Raw genomic sequence first — 16,697 nt, 5'->3', positions numbered from 1 at the left:
GCGGCAACTTGTGGTGCAGGACACAAGCCGGGGGACCGGGGCGACGATGAGCCCCCGTGCGCGCGGCACGGGGGCTCATCCCTGCTCAGGCGGGGGTGACGGGGGCGACGGCCGGCGGGCGCTGCGCCGTCAGCGCGCGGGTCCGCGCCAGGAAGCGGATGACGGGTGCGACGTCGAACTGGAAGACGGTGACACCGTCCGTGGAGTGCAGTTCCAGGATCAGCTGGGCCCGGCCGCACGGCCATATCCGTATGTCGCCGCGGGTAACGGGGGAGCGCAGTCCGCGTTCCAGGAGGTCGAGGCCGAAGGACCGGTCGGCGCCTCCGGGGAGGCGGACCTGGACGGTCCCCGGCTCCTCCGGGTCGCAGCGCAGTTCGACGGGGACCGGCCTGGGGTCCGGACCGTCGGTGATGAGCCGGGCGCGGGCGTGTTCTTGGATCACGAGGGACATGGCCGGCTCCTCCTGTGTGAAAATCTCTCCCCCTAATGTCCCATATATTCCCATTTGGGCATGTTGGGGGTGGGCGTAGTTGTCATCCCTGCGCTCTTGCGAACTATTTGCAACAGGGCTCTATCATGGAGCGTTTCCCGACCCCGCCAGCAGTAACGCCCGAAGCGGAGCCACTCCATGCATGTACCCGACGGTTTCATCAACGCACCCGTCTCCGCTGTCGCAGGTGTGGTCGCCGCGGGCGCGGTCGCCGTGGGCCTCCGCGGCGCGCGGCATGAGTTGGACGAGAGGACCGCGCCGCTGGCCGGGCTCGTCGCCGCGTTCATCTTCGCCGTGCAGATGCTGAACTTCCCGGTCGCGGCGGGCACCAGCGGACACCTCCTGGGCGGGGCCCTGGCAGCGATCCTGGTCGGCCCCTACACAGGGCTGCTCTGCATAGCGGTCGTACTGCTGATGCAGGGCATCCTCTTCGCCGACGGCGGCCTCACCGCGCTCGGCGTGAACATCACGGTGATGGGGCTCGTCACCACCCTCGTCGCCTACGCGCTCTTCCGCGGGCTGACCCGCGTGCTGCCCCGCACCCGCCGCTCGACGACCGCCGCCGCCTTCGTGGCCGCGCTCGTCTCCGTGCCGGCAGCAGCCGTCGCGTTCACCCTGATCTACGCGATCGGCGGCACCACCGACGTACCCATCGGCAAGGTGCTCACCGCGATGGTCGGCGTCCACGTCCTGATCGGCCTCGGGGAGGCCGTGATCACCGCGCTGACCGTCGGCGCCGTGATCGCGGTGCGCCCCGACCTGGTCCACGGGGCGCGTGGACTCGCCGCCCCGCTCAAGCTCCGTGTCGACGGCGAACTCGTCGACGCGCCGGCCGCACCGGCCTCCTCCCCCGTTCCCGCGGCCGCCCGCTCCACCCGTAGGGTCTGGGCCGCCGGTCTGGCCGCCGCCCTCGTCCTCGCGGGCTTCGTCTCCTTCTACGCCTCCGCCAACCCCGACGGTCTGGAGAAGGTCGCCGCCGACAAGGGCATCGACGAGAAGGTCCAGGAACACGACGCGGCCGGCTCCCCGCTCGCCGACTACGGCGTCAAGGACATCGGCAACGCCCGCGTCTCCGGAGGACTCGCCGGAGTGATCGGCGTCGGCGTCACCGTCGCCGTCGGCAGCGGCGTCTTCTGGGCCGTGCGTCGGCGCCGGGCGCCGGAGACCCCCGAGGCCCACACCACCGAGTCCGTCTGACATGGGCGCCGGCCACGCGCACAAGCTCTACCGGCACGGGCACTCACCGGTCCACGCCCTGCCGCCGCACTGCAAGCTCGCCGCCGTCCTCTGCTTCGTCGTGGCCGTCGTCTCCACCCCGCGCGAAGCCGTCTGGGCCTTCGGGCTGTACGCGCTGCTGCTCGCCGCCGTCGCCGCTCTGGCCCGGATCCCCGCCGGGTTCCTGCTGAAGCGGCTGGTCATCGAGGTGCCGTTCGTGGCGTTCGCGCTGCTCATGCCGTTCGTCGTGCCCGGGGAGCAGACCGAACTGCTCGGCGTCCCCGTCAGCGTCCCCGGCCTCTGGGGCGCCTGGAACGTCCTCGCGAAGGGCACCCTCGGCGTGGCGGCCTCGGTGATCCTCGCCTCGACCACCGAGCTGCGCTCCCTGCTGCTCGGCCTCCAGCGGCTCCGGCTGCCGCCGCTGCTCGTCCAGATCGCGTCCTTCATGATCCGGTACGGCGACGTCATCACCGACGAGCTGCGCCGGATGTCGATCGCCCGGCGCTCCCGGGGCTTCGAGGCCAGGGGGGTACGGCACTGGAGCGTCCTCGCCAAGACGGCGGGCGCCCTCTTCATCCGGTCCTACGAGCGTGGTGAGCGCGTCCACCTCGCGATGGTCAGCCGCGGCTACACCGGCACCATGCCGGTGATCGACGAGGTGACCGCCTCCCGCACCCAGTGGGGGCACGCCGCGGCGCTCCCCGTGCTCGCCCTCGTCGTATGTCTGCTGGGATGGACCGTATGAGCCTGCCCACCGCCTCCGCGCCGTCCCTCGAGGTCAGCGGCCTCGCCTACGCCTACCCCGACGGCCACCAGGCCCTCTTCGGCGTCGATCTGACCGTGGCCCGCGGTGAACGCGTGGCGCTGCTCGGCCCCAACGGCGCGGGCAAGACCACCCTCGTCCTCCACCTCAACGGCATCCTCGACGCGGGTGCCGGCACCGTCCGGGTCGCCGGGCTGCCGGTGGAGAAGCGGCACCTCGCCGAGATCCGCCGCCGCGTCGGCATCGTCTTCCAGGACCCCGACGACCAGCTCTTCATGCCGACCGTCCGCGAGGACGTCGCGTTCGGGCCCGCCTCGGCCGGACTGCGCGGACCCGAGCTGGAGGACCGGATCATGACCGCGCTCAAGCAGGTCGGCATGGAGGAGTACGCCGCGCGGCCGCCGCACCACCTCTCCTTCGGCCAGCGCCGCCGGGTCGCCGTCGCCACCGTCCTCGCCATGGAGCCGGAGATCCTCGTCCTCGACGAGCCGTCCTCCAACCTGGACCCGGCCTCCCGGCGGGAACTCGCCGACATCCTGCGCGCCCTGGACGTCACCGTGCTGATGGTCACCCACGACCTGCCGTACGCCCTCGAACTCTGCCCCCGAGCCGTCATCCTCAGCGACGGGGTGATCGCCGCCGACGACCGCACGCACGACCTCCTGTGCGACGAAGACCTCATGCGCAGGCACCGGCTGGAGCTGCCCTTCGGCTTCGACCCGCGTTCCGTGTCCGTACCGCGTTCGTGAACAGGAGGTGACCCGCCACCCGTTCCACCTGCGGCGCGATGCACCATGGGGGGATGAGCGGGAGCGCGGTAGCAGGTGTGGACGTACGGGGCACGGTGGCACCGGGATTCGAGGCGGTACGGGACGCTTTCGTCCGTAACTTCGAACAGCGCGGCGAACGGGGAGCGGCCGTCGCCCTCTACCACCACGGCCGCAAGGTCGTGGACCTGTGGGCCGGTACGAGAGACGTCGACGGCACCGAGCCCTGGGCCGTGGACACCGTCCAGATCGTCCGCTCCGCCGGGAAGGGCATCGCCGCCGCCGTGCCGCTGCTGCTGCACCAGCGCGGACAGGTCGACCTCGACGCCCCCGTAGGCACGTACTGGCCGGAGTTCAAGGCGAACGGCAAGGAACGCGTCCTCGTACGCCACCTCCTGGCCCACCGGGCCGGGCTGGCCGCCCTCGACCGGGCGCTGACACCCCAGGAGGCGGCGGACGGCACCACCGGAGCCGCGGCCGTCGCCGCACAGCGGCCGCAGTGGGAGCCCGGCACCGACCACGGCTACCACGCCCAGACCTACAGCTGGCTCGTCGGCGAACTGGTGCGCAGGGTCACCGGGCGGACCATCGGCCGCTGGGTCGCGGAGGAGATCGGGCGCCCGCTCGGCCTGGACTTCTGGTTCGGGCTCCCGGCCGACGAGGCGCACCGCATCGGGCGGATCGGCCCCGTCGAGCCCCCACCGGTCGAGGGCAGCGGCGCCCTGCGCGTGCGCCCCAAGCGTTCCGTCGTCGACGCCTACGCCGATCCGGCTTCGCTGACCCGCCGCGCCTTCGGAGCGATCGACCCCTTCCCCGACGAGAACGCCCCGGACTACCGCGCGGCGGAACTCCCCGCGTCCAACGGTGTCGCCACCGCGCGCGGCCTCGCCCGCTGTTACGCCGCGATGATCGGCCAGGTCGACGGAGAGCGGCTGTTCGCGCCCGCCACCCTCACCCTGGCCCGCACCGAGGAGTCCGCGGGGCCGGACCGTGTGCTGGTGGTCAGCACCCGCTTCGGCCTCGGCTACATGCTGCACGGCCCGGCGGCCCCGCTGCTCGGACCGGGGTCGTTCGGGCACCCCGGCCGCGGTGGTTCGCTGGGCTTCGCCGACCCCGAAACGGGCATAGCACTCGGCTATGTGACGAACGGTCTGCAGAAGGGAGTTACCGCCGATCCCCGTGCCCAGGCCCTGGTCCGCGCAGTACGGTCGGCGCTATGACTCCTCGCCTCGACGGATACGCCGCCCTCCTCACCGGTGCGGGACAGGGCATCGGGGCGGCCACCGCCCGCCGGCTCGCCTCCGAGGGGGCGGCCGTCCTCGTCACCGACCTGGACGCCGGCCGCGCCGAGCGCACGGCGGCCGGGATCCGCGACACGGGTGGCACCGCCGAAGCCCTGGCCTGCGACGTGGGCGACCGGGCGGCGGTCGAGGCGGCGGTGGCCCACGCGGTCGCCGCCTTCGGACGGCTCGACGTCCTGGTGAACAACGCCTACGCCAACCACGAGGACGCCCCCCTCTTCGAGGACGAGGCGGACGACGACTGGGCCCACACCCTCGACATCACCCTGAGCGGCCCCTACCGCTGCTCACGTGCCGCGATGCCGCACCTGGCGGCCTCCGGGCGGGGCGCCGTCGTCACCATCGGCTCGGTCAACGGCGAAGCGGCCTTCGGGGGCCATGCCTACAGCGCCGCGAAGGCGGGTCTGGCCAGCCTGACCCGCACCCTCGCCGGCCACGCCGGACCGCGCGGCGTCCGCGTCAACCTCGTGGCGCCCGGCACGATCCGTACGGAAGCCTGGGAGGGCCGCGACGCCGAACTGGAGCGGGCCGCCGCGCTCTACCCGCTCGGGCGCATCGGCGAACCGGACGACATCGCGGCCGCCGTCGCCTTCCTCGCCTCCCGGGACGCGGCCTGGATCACCGGCACCACGCTGCGGGTCGACGGCGGCCTGCTCGCCGTCAACACGGCCTTCAGCGCGGCGATGAACGGGGACCCGAAAGCCGGGTAGCCGGGTGACGAGGGTCCGGAAACCCGGTAGCCGGACCGGCGGCCCGCTGCCTACCCTGCCCGGATGATCGACCACGGACTAACGGACCGGGCCGGCCGGCGCATCAGCCTGCGCCCGGTCGACGATGCCAACTGGCGCGCCGTCGCCGACATCGCGCCGCTGGACGGCCAGCGCGCCCACGCTCCCGCACTGGCCGCCCGATACCTGCTGCTGTCGCTCCGCGAGGACACCTGGCACTCGCTCGCGGTGTACGGGGACGACACCGTGACCGGCCATGTGATGTGGGCCAGGGACGACGACGGCTCGTACTGGATCGGCGGGATGCTCGTCGACGGCCCCGAACAGGGCAGGGGCGTCGGCCGCGCCGCCGTACGCACGCTGGCCGGCTGGCTGGCGCAGCAGGAGGGGTGCGAGGTGCTCCGGCTCTCCTACGATCCGGTCAACACGACGGCCGGACACCTCTACACCTCGCTCGGCTTCCGGCCCACGGGCGAGGAGGAGGACGGCGAGGTGGTCGTGGAGCTGGCGGCGTCGGCCGCACGGTGACGAAGGCCCGGCCCGCTCAACTCGTGTGCAGCATCAGGCCGATGCCGACCACCATCAGCCCGGCCGCGGCGATCCGCGGGGCCCCGAACCGCTCCTTGAAGAAGAGGGTGCCTATCGCGGCGCCCACGATGATCGAGGATTCCCGGAGCGCGGCGATCGGAGCGAGTGCCGCCTTCGTCTGCGCCCAGAGGACGAGACCGTAGGCGGCGACCGACAGGGCCGCGCCCAGCAGCCCGCGCACGGCGAACGGGGAGAGCTGGGGCACCAGTTCGCCCCGGCGGCGCCAGAACGCGTAAGCGGGGATGGCGATCCCCTCCAGGATCATCAGCCAGGCGATGTAGCCGATCGGTGTCCCCGAGGCACGCACCCCCACACCGTCGACCGTCGTGTAGCCGGCGATGGCCAGACCCGTGGCGAGGGCCGCCAGGATCGCGGGCCAGTGGGGGCGCTTGCCGGAACCCCGGATGCCCCACAGGGCCAGCCCGACGAGCCCCGCCGAGGCCACGGCGACGCCCGCCGTCGCCCAGCCGTCCGGGCGCTCCCCGACGAACACGGCGGCCAGGACCGTCACGACGAGGGGGGCCGTGCCCCGGGCGATCGGATACATCTGGCCGAAGTCGCCCAGGGTGAACGAGCGCATCAGCAACAGCATGTACGCCACGTGCAGACCGGCGGAGACGAGCAGGTACGGCCAGGCGCCGGCGGCCGGGAGCGGGGCGAAGCAGGCCAGCACGAGCCCGATCAGCGCCCCGCCGCCGGAGATCAGGGTGAAGGACACCAGCTGGTCACGTATGGCGTGGGCGATGGCGTTCCAGCTGGCGTGCGTGATCGCGGCGGCCAGGACGGCCGACGCCACCAGGGGCGTCACGCCGTGTCCTCCCGCACGTCCACCACTGTGCCGCCCGAGAGTTCGACCAGGCTCCCGGGGGCGAGCGCGAAGACCGTGTGCGGGGTGCCGGCGGCCGCCCACACCGTCGTGTGGCCGAGCAGCCCCCGGTCGGCCAGCACGCGGGTCTTCGTACGGTGCCCGAAGGGCGGGACCCCGCCGATCGCGTACCCGGTGGTCTCCCGGACCAGAGCGGCTCCGGCCCGCTCGACCTTCCCGGCGCCGAGCTCGGCCCGCACGCGCTCGACGTCCACCCGGGACGAGCCGTCCATCAGGACCAGGACGGGCACACCGTCCGCCTCGAAGATCAGGGACTTGACGATCTGGCTGAGCTCGCAGCCGACCGCCGTGGCGGCCTCGACAGCGGTGCGCGTGGCGTCGGGGAAGCGGCGTACCTCGACGTCGAGGCCCAGCTCCCGCAGGGCTTCGGCGAACCGGGGGTGGGCATCGGACGAGGCCGTGGAGGGGGTGGTCCCGGAAGTGCTCATGGACGCACGCTACTCAACGGTCCCGGGAGCGGACCACAGCGCTTCCCCCGGCTGTGCCGGCCCTCACCCGTGCCGGGGTCCTGAGTCGGACTCCCCGGGGGCGCGGTCAGCGCCCCCGGGGATCCGCCGGTTCAGGACCCCGCGCGCAGCACCGCCGCCACCACCGGGCCGGCCGCGTCGCCGCCGTGGCCGCCGGACTGGACGACCGCCGCCGCCGCGAGGTCGTCGCTGAAGCCGGTGAACCAGCTGTTGGACGTACCCTGCCCGTCGACCTCGGCGGAGCCCGTCTTGGCACCCTTGTCGCCGCCGACCGATGCCATGGCCTCCTTGCCGGTGCCCCAGGAGGCGGTGGCCCGCATCATGTCGTTCAGCTGACCGGTGACGTTCTGCGAGAGCGAACGGGACGCGGTGGCGAGCTGACGGTCGTCCAGGGACTGCGGGACGATCACGGGCTGGTGGAACGTTCCTGTGCGGGCGGTCGCCGTGATGGACGCGATGTTGAGCGCGTTCATCTGGACGGTGCCCTGGCCTATGTACTGCGCCGCCGCCTCACCGCCGGTCTCCTCGGGCACGCTGCCGTCGTAGGAGACCACGCCGGTCTGCCAGTTCAGGCCTATCCCGAAGACGTCCCGGGCCTCCTTGGCGAGCGCGGCGTCGTCCTTGGTGTCATCGATCTTCTTGATGAAGGCGGTGTTGCACGAGCGGGCGAAGCTCGTGGTGAAGCTGCTGGAGGCGGGCAGGGTGAAGTTGTCCAGGTTGTGGAAGGAGCGGCCCTGGTACAGCACGTCCTTGGGGCACTCCGCCGCGCCGCCTGCCGTGACCAGGCCCTTCTCCAGGAGCATCGCGGCGGTCATGATCTTCAGTGTGGAGCCGGGCGCCTGCTTGCCCTGCATCGCCGCGTTGAAGCCGGTCGCCGGGTTGTTGGCGACGGCGCGGATGGAGCCCGTGGACGGCTTCACGGCGACCACCGACGCTCCGCTGAACTGCTTGACCGCCTTCTCCGCCGCCGCCTGGGCGTCCGCGTCGAGCGTCGTCTGCAGCTTGCCGGGCTTCCCTTTGGCGAGCGTCAGCAGCGTGGTGTCCGGCAGCTGCTCGTCGGCGGGCTCGATCCAGGTCTCGATCCCCGGTGAACCGCCCGCCTTGTCGCCGTACTTCTCGCGCAGGGAGTCCAGGATCGGCCCGAGCGACGGGTACGTCTCCTTGTCGAGCACCTTGCCGTTGTGGTCGACGGCCTCGATCGCCGCCGAGGAGGACTCGCCGGTCGTCAGCGACGCCCCCTCGGTCAGCTGCGGATGGATCACCGTGGGCTCCCAGTCGACGAGCGCCTTCCCGGTGGTCAGGCCGCGCACCACGGTCAGCTCGGAGGAGTACGACCAGGGCTTGGTCTTCCCCTCGTAGGAGACGGTCGCCTTGACCGTGTACGGCACCTTCGTGCCGACGGCGGCACCCGGCGTGATCACCGCCTTCGTGACGTGGGCCTCGTCGGCGTAACCGGCCAGCAACGGCTCGGCGGCGGACTCGTTGTTGGTGAGCAGGGCGGCGGCCGACGCGTCACCCGACGCCCATGCGTCGAGGAAGCCCTTGGCGGTCTCCTCGATCTCCTCCTTGCCCGGCGGCCCCGTCTTCACCTCGGAGGACTCGGAGGCGGTCCCCATGCCCCCGGACCCGTCCCCTCCGAGCACGACCTCGTACACGCCGTAGCCGAGTCCTCCGGCCACCAGTACGAACACTCCGCCTATCACGGCGACCTTCGCTCCACTGCGCATCTGTGCAGTCCCCCTCCCCAGGATGCCTTCTTGAACATGTTCAAGAAGGCCGCTCACTCGGCACTTTACGGGACGGGGGTGAACCCGGAGGGAGTTGTTACCGGACCGGGATGCCCCCGGACGCCTCCCTCCGACGCCCTGACCTCGGTGGGGACGCTCGTCGCCGAGGCTCGTCCGCACGGGGTCGGTCACGAGCATTGCCGACGGTGGCGCGCCTCGCTATGTTAATCAAGAATCACATTACTCGGCACTATCCCGAACATGGCGGCAGCGTAACTCGCAAGCCAGAAAAGGCGTCCAGCGCCGTCTGGTCCAGCAGGGAAGTGGGTAAGTAAATGCACGATCTCAACAGGCGAAGCATCCTGTCCCTCGGTGCCGCGCTCGGCCTCGTGGGGGTGGCGGCCCCCGCCAAGGCATGGGCGTGGACCTCGGCGGACTCACTGGCCGGAACCGGCTCGGGAGCCGATCCGGAGTACGTCTGGGACAGCGCGACGGACCCCCTCATGGCGTCGCTGCTCGAGAGCGGCCAGATCCCCTCGGTCAACACCGCGATGGAGAAGTGGGTGAACAACGGTGATCCGCTCCCCAGCGGACTGCCGGCCGCCCTCACCGCGCATCTGCGGACCTTCAACAAGCTGCCCCCCTGGGCCGACACCGCGAAGCTGACCCGCGCCGCCGACTTCAACCGGCGCAAGGACACCTACCTGTTCATGCTCTACGGCCTCGGCAGCGGAATCATGAGCACCGTGATCCCGCGGGAGGCCAGAAGCGTCTACTGGTCCTTCGGCGGCGCCGACATGAAGGACCGCGCGGCCAAGACGTTCACCTTCGGCTACGACCTGTCCGAGCTGCGCGCCTTCGAGCCGTCGGGGCAGTTCATCGTCACCGCCAACAAGACACGGCTGGTCCACGGAGCGGTACGTCATCTGCTTCCGCAGTCGCCGCACTGGAAGAACGGCGCCGACCAGACCATCCCGATCAGCGTCGCCGACATCCTGGTCACCTTCCACAGCCTGGGCACCTACGTGCACAGGAAGATGCGTGACTGGAAGATCCCGATGTCGGCCGCGGACGAGGAGGCGTTCCTGCACTCCTGGCAGGTCGCCATCTACCTGCTCGGGGTGCCGACCGAGTACATCCCGAAGACCTGGGCGGCCGCGGAAGCGCAGTCGGCACAGGTGCTCACCCCGATCCTCGCCCCGACGCCCGAGGGCCTCGACCTGGCGGAGGTGCTGCTCGGCCTGACCGCGGAGATCGACCTCGGTGTGACGCGCGGCTTCCTGAACGAGTTCGTGCGCTACGCCCTGAGCAACGAGGTCGGCGACTGGCTGAAACTCCCGCGCGACTACGCGGCGGCGGCCCTGGTCCGCACCGCGTGGCCGGCCTTCATCCTGTTCCGCGAGGGGCTGTCACCGGTCATGCCCGGCGCCTTCTACATGCTCGACCAGTTCGTGCGCGCCCTGGCCATGCTGTTCCTCAACAAGGGCGGATCGGGGACCACCACCCCGATCACGATCCCGACCGGGAACAGGCCGACGAGCTGAACCGCCCCCGCCCCGGGGGACATCGGTGGGCGCCCGGGAGCGCCCACCGATGCCCCCTCAGACGCCCAGGGCCGCCACGACCAGCGCGGTCACGGCGTCACGGCGGTCCTGGCCGTCCCGCCACCGCAGTGCGCGTCCGGCCTCGACCGCCACCCCGAACCCCGCGTGCACCAGCACCCGGGCCTGGCGAGGGTCCAGCTCCGGACGGGCGAGCCGCAACTGCTGCTCCCAGACGGCGATGTGTTCACGCTGTGCGAGGACCAACGACCGTCGCAGCTCTCCCGGCAGGCCGACGAGTTCGGCCTCGGCGACGCTGTTGAGCGCCGTGTATTCGAAGCTGTAGGCCACGTACGTCGCCGCCAGCGCGGCCACCGCGTCGTGCGGGCCGGCGACCCCGTGCAGGCTCTGCTCCACACCCTGGGCCAGAAGTCCCGCCGCCTGGAGGCACGCGGCCGCCAGGATGCCGACCTTGCCGTCGTAGTGACGGTAGAGCGCCGACGGCGCCAGCCCCACCGCCTCCGCGATCTGCCCGTTCGTGACGCTGGCGAAGCCGTCCCGTGCGAACAGCGGGACGGCGGCCGCGAGGATCTCCGCACGGCGCGTGCGCGGCACCGTCCGGGCGGGCAGCTCGACGGGGTGCGCGCCGCTCCTGCGGGCCTTCGCGGTGTCGGTCGCGGCGACACGCAGCGCGGACGCCGACAGCAGGTCCTCGGCCCGGCGCTGGGCGATCGAGGTGTGATGCATCGTGATGGACGCGATCGCCCCGAGAGCCGCCATGGCCCGCAGGCGCCCGCCGGGCAGCGGGTACGCGCACCGCACCGCCTCGTCGACCCGCCCGACGACGTGCCCGAACTTCGTCATGAGACGCCGGCGGTCCTCGGCCCCGAGGTACCTGGCCTCCCACCGGTACACCCCGCCCGACGCGCGATGGGCGACGGTGACGCGGGTGACGGCGTCGACGACCTCCGCCAAGGGGGCCCCGGACGGCACCTCGTCGAGCGCCGCGACGAGCCGCTCCGCCGTGACGTCGGCGCACTCGGCGAACAGCGCGTACTTGTTCGGGAAGTGCCGGTACAGGGCCGCCGCGGTGATACCCACGCCGGCCGCGATCTTCTCCATGGACGCCGCGTGGTACCCGTGCTCGCTGAATACCCGGCCGGCCGCCTCGACGATGAGCTGCCTGCGGTTGCGGGGCCGGGTGGCCGCGGCCGGATCGGTCACGGCCGCACCGGCGGAAGCGGATACAGGGCCATGCCAGGAGTCAATCACACGCGCACACGGGGGACCGGGGCTCCCTCGGTGCGCGCTGCGGGACCCTGGCCCGCACCCCGCAACTTCCCCGCTACACCCAGGTGTCCAGCCACATCCGGTCGCGCCAGGCGTCCTCCGGGATCGACGTGCCCGTGTAGATCGGCCAGAAGTAGATGAAGTTCCAGACGATCAGCAGCACCAGGACGCCCGCCGCGATCGCGCCCAGGGTCCGTCTGCGCTCACCCGTGGGATCGGCGGTGTCCATGCCGAGACGGTGCCGGGTGCCCGTGCCGGCCGCAGGGCCCAGGAGTGCGCCGATCATCATCGTGACCGCCAGACACAGGAACGGCACGAACACGACCGCGTAGAAGAGGAAGATCGTCCGCTCCTGGTAGAAGAACCAGGGCACCCAGCCCGCCGCCACCCCGCACGCGATCGCGCCGGCCCGCCAGTCCCGGCGGAAGGCCCAGCGCCACAGCACGTACAGCAGCGCCACGCACGCCGCCCACCAGAGCAGCGGGGTGCCAAGAGCCAGGACCTCGCGGGCGCACTTGCCGCTGGTGGACTCCAGGCAGCCCGTCTTCTCCTCGTAGAAGTACGAGACGGGGCGGCCCAGCACGATCCAGCTCCACGGATTGGACTGGTAGGTGTGGCCGGAGGTCAGGCCGACATGGAAGTCGTAGACCTGGTTCTCGTAGTGCCAGAGGCTGCGCAGCCAGTCCGGCAGCCATGTCCAGCTGCCGCCCTTGCCCTCGGTGGCCGCCCAGTTGCGGTAGTACCCCTTGTCCGTGACGATCCAGCCGGTCCACGAGACGAGGTACGTGCCGATCGCGACCGGCACCGTGGAGACGAACGCCGGCAGCAGGTCCCGCAGGACGACGGCCTTGTACGGCTGCACGGCGCCCGCCGTGCGCCGCGCGCCGACGTCCCAGAGCACCGCCATCACGCCGAACGCGGCCAGGATGTAGAGCCCGTTCCACTTCGTGGCGAAGGCCAGACCGAGCATCAGGCCGGCCATGATCCGCCACGGGCGCCATCCGAGGCGGAGCGATTCGGCGATGTGGGCGTCCGGCCGCAGGACCCCGTCCTCGTCCACCGGGAGCGCCGAGGCCAGCTTGCGGCGGGACCGGTCGCGGTCGATGAGCAGGCAGCCGAAGGCCGCCAGCACGAAGAACATCAGCACCAGGTCGAGCAGCGCGGTGCGGCTCATCACGAAGTGCAGCCCGTCCACGGCCAGCAGGGTGCCCGCCAGGCAGCCCAGGAACGTCGAGCGGAACAGCCGGCGGCCGATGCGGCACAGCATCAGGACCGAGAGGGTGCCGAGCAGCGCCACCATGAAGCGCCAGCCGAACGGGGTGAACCCGAACATCTGCTCGCCGAACCCGATGATCCACTTCCCGACCGGCGGATGGACGACGTAACCCGGGTCCACCGGGATGTCCACCGAGGACGGGTCCCGCAGGATCAGCTTGTCGACGTCCTTGGGCCAGGAACCCTCGTAGCCCTGGTTGACCAGTGCCCAGGCGTCCTTGGCGTAGTACGTCTCGTCGAATATCACCGCCTTCGGGCTGCCCAGGTTCCAGAACCGGAGCACCCCGGCGACCAGGGCGACCAGCAGCGGCCCGCCCCAGGCGGACCAGCGCACCAGGTGGCCGGCGAGGACCGGCGGCACGGCGAGCACCTTCCAGAACTGGCGGCCGGGGCGGGCGTAGGGCGGGTCGAGGCGCTCGCGCAGCCCCGTCTCCGGCCGTGGGGAATGGCCGAAGCGGCGCAGCCGCTGCTGCCAGGAAGGCGGCTGGTCGCCGGTGTGATCCCCGGCGTCGTTGCCCTGCTGGGCCTCGGGCGCAGTACTCGTCACCGCGCCATCGTAGGGAACGCATCTGTGCGTGGGGTGCCGCCCGTGCTGGGAGGATGGCCGATGTGACTGGAACGACTGGAACGCTCGTACTCGCAGGGACCCCCATCGGCGACGTGGCGGACGCCCCGCCACGGCTTGCCGCCGAGCTGGAGACGGCCGATGTCGTGGCCGCCGAGGACACCCGGCGGCTGCGCCGGCTCACTCAGGCGCTCGGTATCCGCACGACGGGGCGTGTCGTGTCCTACTTCGAGGGCAACGAGTCGGCGCGCACGCCCGAACTCGTCGAGGCCCTCGCCGGCGGCGCGCGTGTCCTGCTGGTCACGGACGCCGGGATGCCGTCCGTCTCCGACCCCGGCTACCGGCTCGTCGCCGCCGCCGTGGAACAGGACATCAAGGTCACCGCCGTACCGGGTCCGTCGGCCGTGCTGACCGCGCTCGCGCTGTCCGGGCTGCCGGTGGACCGCTTCTGCTTCGAGGGCTTCCTGCCGCGCAAGGCCGGCGAGCGGCTGGGGAAGCTGCGCGAGGTCGCGGACGAGCGCCGCACGATGGTCTTCTTCGAGGCCCCGCACCGGCTGGACGACACGCTGGCCGCGATGGCCGAGGCGTTCGGGGCGGACCGCAGGGCCGCCGTGTGCCGGGAGCTGACCAAGACGTACGAGGAAGTGAAGCGCGGGCCGCTGGGCGAGCTGGCGGTCTGGGCCGCCGAGGGGGTGCGCGGCGAGATCACCGTCGTGGTCGAGGGCGCCACGGACTCCGGTGTCGAGGGACTGGACGCCGCCGAGCTGGTGCGCAGGGTGCAGGTGCGCGAGGAGGCGGGGGAGCGGCGCAAGGAGGCCATCGCCGCGGTCGCCGCCGAGGCGGGGCTGCCCAAGCGCGAGGTGTTCGATGCGGTGGTCGCGGCAAAGAACGCGGCTCGGCCCGGCCAGGAGCAGGGCAAAGGACTAATCTGAAAGGTAAAGCCTGAGCCGCGTACCGGGCCGTTCGGCCACGAAACGGCCAAAAGCGTTCCAACACTCGGCAGACCTGGTGCACCGCCGTCGGCGAAGGCGTCCACTTGAGGGTGGAACGCACCATCCGGAGTGCTTGTCCGGAGTGCTTGTCCACCGGACAAGAGGAGCAGGCATGAGTGAGATCGCAGCAGGCACCGCGCACGAGGCGTACGCCTTCGCGTGCATGAGGTGCGGGCACGGCTGGGAACAGGCCTACGAGATAGAGCACCACGTCGACGGCTCGGGCAACGCGTTCGTGGTGTACAAGGCGGACGGGGAGCGCGTGCCGTCGCCGCTGTCCACCCCGGCCTGCGCGAACTGCGGCGGCCACGTGGTGCGGATCATGCGCGCCGGCCGGGTCTCCACCGTCCAGCAGCTGCTCAGGCCCCCGCAGACCACGGCCGGGCGCCAGGAGGCCCCCGCGGAGATGTCAGTGGCCACCGCAGCCCCGGCGGCCGGCTCCGGATCGCACCACTGGCAGCTGTCCGATCTGCTCCGCCCCTTCCACCGGCGGTGAGAGAGAGCTCAGGCCCTCGTAGAGTCGGGGGCATGAGCCGTACCGAAGCCCCGCCGCTCCCCGAACCCCTCAGGGTCCCGGTCGCAGATTCGCACACCCACCTCGACATGCAGGACGGAACCGTCGAGGAGGGGCTGGCCCGGGCCGCGGCGGTCAACGTCACCACCGTCGTCCAGGTCGGCTGCGACGTGAAGGGCTCCCACTGGGCAGCCGAGACCGCCGCCGCACACCCTTCCGTGCACGCCTCCGTCGCGCTGCACCCCAACGAGGCCCCGCGCATCGTGCACGGGGACCCGGAGGGCTCCGCACGGCAGGGGGTCAGGGAGCCGGGCGGGAAGGCGGCCCTCGACGAGGCGCTGGCCGAGATCGACGCGCTGGCAGCCCTCGCCCACGTACGCGCGGTCGGCGAGACCGGCCTGGACCACTTCCGTACGGGTCCCGAGGGCGTGGCCGCACAGGAGGAGTCCTTCCGCGCCCACATCGAGATCGCCAAGCGGCACGGCAAGGCCCTGGTCATCCACGACCGCGAGGCCCACGCGGACGTGCTGCGGATCCTCGCCGACGCCGGGGCGCCGGAGCGGACCGTCTTCCACTGCTACTCCGGGGACGCCGACATGGCCCGGATCTGCGCGGCGGCCGGCTACTTCATGTCCTTCGCGGGCAACGTCACCTTCAAGAACGCGCAGCCGCTCCGCGACGCGCTGGCCGTCGCCCCCGCCGAGCTCGTGCTCGTCGAGACGGACGCCCCCTTCCTCACCCCGGCGCCGTACCGCGGACGGCCCAACGCGCCCTATCTGATTCCGGTCACGCTCCGTGCCATGGCCGAGGTGAGGGGCACCGACGAGGACACCCTGGCCGCCGCCGTCTACGACAACACCGCGCGCGCGTTCGACTTCTGAGGGCTGTTTCCGAGGACTGCCGCACGCTCCGGGCGGCACGTAGGGTAATCGTACGGCTTTGTACGGTTACGCGGGGTCCGCTATCGTGCCCGCGCAACGGGGACGGCAGGCCGAACGTCTGGAGCGTCGTGGGCCATTCACAGGGCAGTCACCGCGCGGCGCGCGGCAGTCGGCGTACGAGGCAGGCCCCGGCCAGGCCCCCCGCCCCGCCCCCGGCGCCGGCGCGCTCCCTCCACGAGGAGCGGACGATCGTCGCCGGGCTCCGGCCCGGCCCCCTGCCGGTCCACGACCCGACCGTGCTGGACACCCCGCTGGTGCCCCGTCATCCGGCCCCGCGGGGGGAGACCGGCGGACACCGGGCGGCCCGGCGCCACCGGCGTGCCGCGGGCGCCGGCGCACCGGAAGCCCTGCGGCGGATCGTCCCCCGCGCCCTGGTCGTCGCCGTCCTGGCGGGCGGCACCGCCGGGTTCCTCGCCCAGGACAAGGCCGTCCGCGTCGACGTCGACGGGACATCACGCACCCTGCACACCTTCGCGGACGACGTGGGGGAGCTCCTGGAGGCCGAAGGCGTCACGGTCGGCGCCCGCGACACCGTCGCCCCCGCCCCCGCCACGGCCCTGGACAACGGCGACGAGGTCGTCGTCCTCCGGGAGGCACGCGGGTTCGGCCCGGTGCCGGGCGGCGCCTCCTGGCTGCGGCCGTAGGCT

General features: G+C 72.1%; 17 protein-coding genes. 11 read left to right on the top strand and 6 right to left on the bottom strand.

The features are described from left to right. Positions 1-85: 85 nt before the first annotated feature. Complete coding sequence (locus AB0P41_RS22180) at positions 86-451, bottom strand: SsgA family sporulation/cell division regulator (RefSeq protein ID WP_365933677.1); 366 nt, start codon at positions 449-451, stop codon at positions 86-88. 177 nt (positions 452-628) lie between these two features. On the opposite strand from AB0P41_RS22180, the gene AB0P41_RS22175 reads away from it, so the two are divergent. The 6 genes from AB0P41_RS22175 (at position 629) to AB0P41_RS22150 (ending at position 5,792) form a co-directional block, all read left to right on the top strand. After that, positions 629-1,687, top strand: a complete 1,059-nt coding sequence (locus AB0P41_RS22175; RefSeq protein WP_365933675.1) for an energy-coupling factor ABC transporter permease — start codon at positions 629-631, stop codon at positions 1,685-1,687. A 1-nt stretch (position 1,688) separates the two neighbouring features. After that, positions 1,689-2,450 (top strand): cobalt ECF transporter T component CbiQ, encoded by a 762-nt coding sequence (cbiQ, locus tag AB0P41_RS22170; protein WP_365933672.1) that lies wholly within the window; start codon positions 1,689-1,691, stop codon positions 2,448-2,450. Next, the gene (locus tag AB0P41_RS22165; protein ID WP_365933670.1) at positions 2,447-3,217 is read left to right on the top strand and encodes an ABC transporter ATP-binding protein; all 771 of its coding nucleotides are present in this window, start codon (positions 2,447-2,449) and stop codon (positions 3,215-3,217) included. Before cbiQ ends, AB0P41_RS22165 begins: the two co-directional genes overlap by 4 nt. Positions 3,218-3,294: 77 nt before the next feature. Continuing rightward, positions 3,295-4,455, top strand: coding sequence for a serine hydrolase domain-containing protein (locus AB0P41_RS22160; protein WP_356710084.1), 1,161 nt, complete (start codon positions 3,295-3,297; stop codon positions 4,453-4,455). After that, positions 4,452-5,246, top strand: coding sequence for an SDR family NAD(P)-dependent oxidoreductase (locus AB0P41_RS22155; protein WP_356709731.1), 795 nt, complete (start codon positions 4,452-4,454; stop codon positions 5,244-5,246). The genes AB0P41_RS22160 and AB0P41_RS22155 overlap by 4 nt, the downstream gene beginning before the upstream one ends. Positions 5,247-5,309: 63 nt before the next feature. Continuing rightward, on the top strand, positions 5,310-5,792 hold the full coding sequence (locus tag AB0P41_RS22150; RefSeq protein WP_356709729.1) for a GNAT family N-acetyltransferase: 483 nt from the start codon (positions 5,310-5,312) through the stop codon (positions 5,790-5,792). Between the two features lie 16 nt (positions 5,793-5,808). Here the strand turns inward: AB0P41_RS22150 and AB0P41_RS22145 are convergent, their stop codons facing one another. The 3 genes from AB0P41_RS22145 to AB0P41_RS22135 all read right to left on the bottom strand — a co-directional run bounded on the left by AB0P41_RS22145 (position 5,809) and on the right by AB0P41_RS22135 (position 8,932). Then, entirely contained in the window at positions 5,809-6,660 is an 852-nt protein-coding gene (locus AB0P41_RS22145; protein ID WP_356709727.1) for a DMT family transporter, read from the bottom strand. Continuing rightward, the gene (locus tag AB0P41_RS22140; protein ID WP_356709725.1) at positions 6,657-7,166 is read right to left on the bottom strand and encodes a YbaK/EbsC family protein; all 510 of its coding nucleotides are present in this window, start codon (positions 7,164-7,166) and stop codon (positions 6,657-6,659) included. Before AB0P41_RS22140 ends, AB0P41_RS22145 begins: the two co-directional genes overlap by 4 nt. A 131-nt stretch (positions 7,167-7,297) precedes the next feature. Continuing rightward, the gene (locus tag AB0P41_RS22135) at positions 7,298-8,932 is read right to left on the bottom strand and encodes a penicillin-binding transpeptidase domain-containing protein (protein WP_365933667.1); all 1,635 of its coding nucleotides are present in this window, start codon (positions 8,930-8,932) and stop codon (positions 7,298-7,300) included. Between the two features lie 335 nt (positions 8,933-9,267). Here AB0P41_RS22135 and AB0P41_RS22130 point away from each other — a divergent pair, with 335 nt between their 5' ends. Then, positions 9,268-10,476 carry an oxygenase MpaB family protein gene (locus tag AB0P41_RS22130; RefSeq protein ID WP_356709717.1) on the top strand — a complete coding sequence of 403 codons (1,209 nt, stop codon included), beginning with the start codon at positions 9,268-9,270 and terminating at the stop codon, positions 10,474-10,476. A 57-nt stretch (positions 10,477-10,533) separates the two neighbouring features. Here the strand turns inward: AB0P41_RS22130 and AB0P41_RS22125 are convergent, their stop codons facing one another. Next, entirely contained in the window at positions 10,534-11,697 is a 1,164-nt protein-coding gene (locus tag AB0P41_RS22125; RefSeq protein ID WP_365933664.1) for a TetR/AcrR family transcriptional regulator, read from the bottom strand. A gap of 121 nt (positions 11,698-11,818) precedes the next feature. Beyond that, positions 11,819-13,585: a phospholipid carrier-dependent glycosyltransferase gene (locus AB0P41_RS22120; RefSeq protein WP_365933661.1), complete on the bottom strand. Its 1,767-nt coding sequence runs from the start codon at positions 13,583-13,585 to the stop codon at positions 11,819-11,821. A gap of 53 nt (positions 13,586-13,638) precedes the next feature. On the opposite strand from AB0P41_RS22120, the gene rsmI reads away from it, so the two are divergent. The 4 genes from rsmI (at position 13,639) to AB0P41_RS22100 (ending at position 16,694) form a co-directional block, all read left to right on the top strand. Next, the gene (gene rsmI, locus AB0P41_RS22115) at positions 13,639-14,535 is read left to right on the top strand and encodes a 16S rRNA (cytidine(1402)-2'-O)-methyltransferase (RefSeq protein ID WP_365933659.1); all 897 of its coding nucleotides are present in this window, start codon (positions 13,639-13,641) and stop codon (positions 14,533-14,535) included. A 172-nt stretch (positions 14,536-14,707) separates the two neighbouring features. Continuing rightward, the gene (locus AB0P41_RS22110; RefSeq protein WP_365933658.1) at positions 14,708-15,091 is read left to right on the top strand and encodes a hypothetical protein; all 384 of its coding nucleotides are present in this window, start codon (positions 14,708-14,710) and stop codon (positions 15,089-15,091) included. A gap of 32 nt (positions 15,092-15,123) precedes the next feature. Further along, the gene (locus AB0P41_RS22105) at positions 15,124-15,990 is read left to right on the top strand and encodes a TatD family hydrolase (protein ID WP_356709708.1); all 867 of its coding nucleotides are present in this window, start codon (positions 15,124-15,126) and stop codon (positions 15,988-15,990) included. Between the two features lie 128 nt (positions 15,991-16,118). Then, positions 16,119-16,694 (top strand): ubiquitin-like domain-containing protein, encoded by a 576-nt coding sequence (locus AB0P41_RS22100; protein ID WP_365933656.1) that lies wholly within the window; start codon positions 16,119-16,121, stop codon positions 16,692-16,694. Positions 16,695-16,697 lie beyond the last annotated feature (3 nt).

This window comes from Streptomyces sp. NPDC079167 (genome assembly GCF_040686735.1).
In the GTDB taxonomy this organism is placed as follows: domain Bacteria; phylum Actinomycetota; class Actinomycetes; order Streptomycetales; family Streptomycetaceae; genus Streptomyces.
Note: the sequence above shows the minus strand (reverse complement) of the source record. Positions and strands in the feature narration are given on the sequence as shown.

Excerpts from the sequence above, each read along its gene's own strand:
- AB0P41_RS22180 (WP_365933677.1), bottom strand. The coding sequence starts at position 451 with ATGTCCCTCGTGATCCAAGAACACGCCCGCGCCCGGCTCATCACCGAC.
- AB0P41_RS22175 (WP_365933675.1), top strand. The coding sequence starts at position 629 with ATGCATGTACCCGACGGTTTCATCAACGCACCCGTCTCCGCTGTCGCA.
- cbiQ (WP_365933672.1), top strand. The coding sequence starts at position 1,689 with ATGGGCGCCGGCCACGCGCACAAGCTCTACCGGCACGGGCACTCACCG.
- AB0P41_RS22165 (WP_365933670.1), top strand. The coding sequence starts at position 2,447 with ATGAGCCTGCCCACCGCCTCCGCGCCGTCCCTCGAGGTCAGCGGCCTC.
- AB0P41_RS22155 (WP_356709731.1), top strand. The coding sequence starts at position 4,452 with ATGACTCCTCGCCTCGACGGATACGCCGCCCTCCTCACCGGTGCGGGA.
- AB0P41_RS22150 (WP_356709729.1), top strand. The coding sequence starts at position 5,310 with ATGATCGACCACGGACTAACGGACCGGGCCGGCCGGCGCATCAGCCTG.
- AB0P41_RS22140 (WP_356709725.1), bottom strand. The coding sequence starts at position 7,166 with ATGAGCACTTCCGGGACCACCCCCTCCACGGCCTCGTCCGATGCCCAC.
- AB0P41_RS22135 (WP_365933667.1), bottom strand. The coding sequence starts at position 8,932 with ATGCGCAGTGGAGCGAAGGTCGCCGTGATAGGCGGAGTGTTCGTACTG.
- AB0P41_RS22130 (WP_356709717.1), top strand. The coding sequence starts at position 9,268 with ATGCACGATCTCAACAGGCGAAGCATCCTGTCCCTCGGTGCCGCGCTC.
- rsmI (WP_365933659.1), top strand. The coding sequence starts at position 13,639 with ATGGCCGATGTGACTGGAACGACTGGAACGCTCGTACTCGCAGGGACC.
- AB0P41_RS22110 (WP_365933658.1), top strand. The coding sequence starts at position 14,708 with ATGAGTGAGATCGCAGCAGGCACCGCGCACGAGGCGTACGCCTTCGCG.
- AB0P41_RS22105 (WP_356709708.1), top strand. The coding sequence starts at position 15,124 with ATGAGCCGTACCGAAGCCCCGCCGCTCCCCGAACCCCTCAGGGTCCCG.